This window comes from Xenococcus sp. PCC 7305 (assembly GCF_000332055.1).
In the GTDB taxonomy this organism is placed as follows: Bacteria; Cyanobacteriota; Cyanobacteriia; order Cyanobacteriales; family Xenococcaceae; genus Xenococcus.
Map to the genome: position 1 here is coordinate 1 of NZ_ALVZ01000028.1, position 4,746 is coordinate 4,746.

Annotated in this window: 2 protein-coding genes and 1 tRNA gene; 2 read left to right on the forward strand and 1 reads right to left on the reverse strand. The window is 37.4% G+C overall.

Going from position 1 to position 4,746, the window contains the following annotated elements; translation table 11 throughout:
- The first annotated feature begins 183 nt into the window (after nucleotides 1-183).
- Nucleotides 184-256: transfer RNA gene (locus XEN7305_RS00365), tRNA-Glu, on the forward strand.
- 74 nt (nucleotides 257-330) lie between these two features.
- Nucleotides 331-2,382 (forward strand): GUN4 domain-containing protein, encoded by a 2,052-nt coding sequence (locus XEN7305_RS28820; RefSeq protein ID WP_006507305.1) that lies wholly within the window; start codon nucleotides 331-333, stop codon nucleotides 2,380-2,382.
- A gap of 245 nt (nucleotides 2,383-2,627) precedes the next feature.
- Here the strand turns inward: XEN7305_RS28820 and XEN7305_RS00375 are convergent.
- Nucleotides 2,628-4,746, reverse strand: a 2,119-nt coding sequence (locus XEN7305_RS00375; protein WP_006507306.1) for a COR domain-containing protein, incomplete at its 5' end; no start/stop codon positions are given.

Here is a 4,746-nt window from a genome sequence, read left to right on the forward strand (position 1 = left end):
GGGTCGTTTTTTGTTTCATGCTTTAGACCCGATCGCGCAGGAGCGTTTTCGTCAGATGAGACATGGAAAATAGCCTAAAAGAATTTTTAGAAAAAAAGTATTGACAGGCACAATAATATTCGCTATATTTAAGAACGTTGCGGGAAGGAAACCACTTGAAACGAAAGCCCTAACAAATTCTAAGCCCCCATCGTCTAGTGGCCTAGGACACCTCCCTTTCACGGAGGCGACAGGGATTCAAATTCCCTTGGGGGTACTACAGTAAAATAATAAAACTTAGGGGATCGTCATTAAGGCAATCCCCTATTTGTTTTTTCAGTTACCAAGTTCATGAATCGTTATCAGAAGATTTTAATTATCATCTTTGGCATTTCTCTCGCTCTTATCCCCGACAATGTTGTAACCTCGGCAAAAGAATATCAAATAGTTCAAGCACTCTCTTCACGACAAGTCAATCTGCGTGCTAAACAAATTACGGTAAGAATTGATGGGGACAAGTCTGGCTCAGGAATTATTATTGACTCTTCCAATAACAAATATACCGTCTTGACTAGTTGGCATATTGTTCAAGAATTGGGTGATTATATAGTGCAAACAGTTGATGGTCGCCAACATCAAGTATCCCCAGACACTATTCAAAGAATATCTGATGTCGATCTTGCAGTTTTCCAATTTACTAGCCCACAAAATTATCAGATTGCTGAGCTGGGAAATTCTAACAATTTGACTGAAGGGCAAGAAATTTACTTTTCTGGTTATCCTGGGGAGTTAAGGACAGAAAGCGATCGCGTTTATCGCTTTTTCTCTGCTAATATAGTTGGTTTATTAGACAGTCCAAATGACAATGGCTATAGTCTTATTTACGATGGTAGTGCCTTTCCTGGTATGAGCGGAGGCCCAGTACTAAATGAACAGGGACGACTAATCGGCATTCATGGAGAAACTAATATTCATGCGGTGACTGGAGCGGTGTCTAATTACGCAATCCCTAGTAGTGTTTATCAAAGCGAGATCGCGACAAACGACGAAATAAATAATGCCACTACTGCTGTTGTTCCTGAAACTGTCGTAGAAACTGACACGGCTCAACAACCCACCACAGATTCAAACTCCACTGCAACTACAACAGCTAAACCGGAGAGTGATAATGCAGCTGCCACACCCAATAATCCAGCGATCGCAACAAACGACGAAACAAATAATGCCACTACTGCTGTTGTTCCTGAAACTGTCGTAGAAACTGATACAGCTCAACAATCCACCACAGATTCAAACTCTACTGCAACTACAACAGCCGAACCTGAGAGTGATAATGCAGCTGCCACACCCAATAATCCAGCGATCGCAACAAACGACGAAACAAATGATGAAACCAATAATGCCACTACTGCTGCTGTTCCTGAAACTGTCGTAGAAACTGATACAGCTCAACAACCCACCACAGATTCAAACTCCACTGCAACTACAACAGCCGAACCTGAGAGTGATAATGCAGCTGCCACACCCAATAATCCAGCGATCGCAACAAACGACGAAACAAATAATGCCACTACTGCTGTTGTTCCTGAAACCATTGTAGAAACTGACACGGCTCAACAACCCACCACAGACTCAAACTCTACTGCTGTTGTTCCTGAAACTGTTGTAGAAACTAATACTAATCCACAACCTGCCGTAGAAATTGACCCTAGCGAAACTAATTCGGTACCTGTTTTTAGTTCGCCTCAGAATCAAGTACAGAATTCTCAGGTCGCAACCTCTGGCAGTCTGGGCAAACCAGAAAAAAATGAGACTACCGAAGAACCTGCCAATGTCCCCGCAACTACATCTGGGGCGATCGCCAATTCTCCAACAGAATCGAGTCAAGCCAACTCATCAAGCGATCGCAAAAGCAGCTTAATCTCTGAGCAAACAGGAATAGACTATACTGAGCTACAAGATTTGCTAGCTCAAGGAAAATGGCGTGAGGCAGATCGTCTCACCAAACTAGATATCAGCAATATTTTGCAAACTATTAAACGGAAAAACAATAATAACCCTCTTGAATTGAGAACCATTGCCGATCGCGCTTGTCAGGATATGTTGCTTATCGATTCTTTGTGGCGTAAGGCCAGTGGCGATCGCTTTGGATTGCGTCCCCAACAAAATATTTGGAATAGTCTCAACCAAAATAACAACTTTTCTATTGATGTGTGGCGAAATTTTGTTACGGAAATTGGCTGGAAAACAGGAGATATTAATAGCGCAGCGGGATATATTCTTTATGAGGAATTAGATTTTAACCCCCAAACTGCACCATCGGGTCATCTTCCCTGGTGGTTTGATTATTCTGCGGAGCAAAAAAATATCATGAGACAAGTTCTTACCCGCTGTAGATTTTAAGCTCAATAAAAAAGCCGGGAAAAAATCCCAACTTAATTGATAATGTACCAAATTATAATCTAGCAGGTGTGAGGGCTAGTCATAGAATGATGTAATAACATCATGAACTATCAAGGTAACGAACAAGTTAAGAAGACTTTAACAACTGATTTTCTCACTTTGCCCTTATTTTCGCCCAATCATTCCGCAAAATCGGTGAAAAAAATTACAAACCTCAAGTTCGATAAGTAGTTGTGCAAAATGGATTACTCCTCAATCTGCTGTTGTGTTTTAGATGGAAAAAATCGTTCTAGAAACTCTTGCGCTTGATCATTAAATAAACCACTGAAGGATGCAGACGAAATAATTGCAATTATGCTGATGATTATTCCTATTATCCATTTTTTATCAAGTGTTTTAGCTGGTGCTTGAGGTTCTTGATTGACTTTGATCCCTGCGTTTTCAGACATCATGGGAGAGTTAACAGGATTGAAGTCTCCACCGATATTCCCGATGTTTAATTCTTTACTGCGATCGCTATTATCTATTTGACGGTTATCAATTTTATCCCCTTGGATATAGTCTCCTTCTATCTTTTCGTTGTAATTACCATTATTAATATTAATTTTGCGATCGCCCATGGTTTTCTTTCCTTGTTCTAAGCCAAAAGTTTCAACCTTATCAATGTGAAATATTATATTATTATCTGAGGTTTCATTGTTATCACTAGTATTTTGTTTGCCAATAGTCTCATCAATTAGTTCTAAAACCTTAACTTGATGAAATGGTGGTTTTCCACAACCGATATATTCTTGCTGATATGCAGTTCTTTCTTTTAATTCTTGAAGTCTATAAAAATGAGGTTGAGAACTATTTTTACAAGTAGAACAGTTGCAATCAATTAATTTGTTATATTTGATTTTTTCATAGGAATTATTTATTTTATCTATTTCATTAAGAATGATAGCTAAAAATTCCCTTTTCTGATTACCGCTGATTCTAATTCTAATTTCCTTTTTGTCATAATTTTCAATAATTTCTGCCTTAGCATAGTTGTCAGTTAGAATTACGCCATTACGCCATACATTGTCTTGATCAATATTTTTGTGCATTTCAACAATAAATCTAGTCAAAATACCTTTTGGCATAAATCCGTACTCATATCTAATTCTTACATTCTTTTCTGAGTTCCAATTATAATCTGGCCGTTTTAAAGATAGCAATTGAGGAGCAAGATACTTATCTTTATTATTAGGAATTTGGTAACAAAGCTTGAAATTAATCATTAATTGCAATAACTCACTATGCATTCTTTGATACTTGGTCTCATTCCAAATATTAGCTAAATCTCTTTTGCTAAAACAGCCTAGTTTGCGAATTACTCTATTATTATCTAATACTTTATAAACTGCATCTGTTCCCCATTCCGGTTTAAGAATTACAAAGTTTTTTAAAGCTGGATCATCCTGAAAATGTAAGCAAACACCCAAATCATGAAGATATTGGCTTAGTTGTAGAGCATTTTTATATGTGCTAAAACCATTATTTTTACAAATATTCAAGTATTTATCTAGACTAATATAATTATTGTTCTGGCTTTTTAATTTCTCCAAAGCTTGTCTCACATCTACCCAGGTTTTGGGTAAAGCATTCCCCACATGAGGTAATTTTTGAATATATTGTTTAATATTAAATAAAATCTCTTCTAGGTTCTTATTCGATTTGAGGTTTGTTGCCAAGGTTTCTTTGAGACTAGTAAATTCCCCTCTCAATCCTGCTTCATCTATTTCACGATGGCGATTTTGTTTCTCGTTTTTAATAATTAGGATGGGACTGTTGTCGGATAAAAGTTCTACCACATTCATCCAATAATATAAATTATGATCTTCTTTGCGAGTATCAATTACTATTGCGTAGAGAGAACGTTTAGTTAGAAAAAATTGATGAGTAGAGTGATAAATCTCTTGCCCACCGAAATCCCAAATATTGACTGTAAATTCGCGATCATTATCTAGTTTAAATTTCCACTGAATTACATCAATTCCTTCAGTAGAAGGTTCTTCAAGGTTCAGGTCGTAGTTGGGATTAATAATCTTATTGGCTAGAGTGGTTTGTCCTGCTCCACCTTCTCCAACAATAATAAATTTTGCTTCATAGATATTATCTTCTCCTGCTTTCAGTTGCCAGAAATAATTTCTAATAGATTTAATTCCCTGGTTTACAATTTCCAATGGTGGTTTCTCTATTTCATTGCCTTCCAAGTCAAATATGATTAAGTTAGAGAGTTTAGTGATGCTTTCGGGGATTTGAGTGAGGTTATTCCCACTTAAATCAAGCTGGGTTAAATTGGTGAGCTTGGTGATGCTTTCCGGGATTTGGCTGAGG

What these genes read in the sequence shown, in the direction of transcription:
- XEN7305_RS28820 (WP_006507305.1), top strand. Translation starts at nt 331, where the DNA reads ATGAATCGTTATCAGAAGATTTTAATTATCATCTTTGGCATTTCTCTC.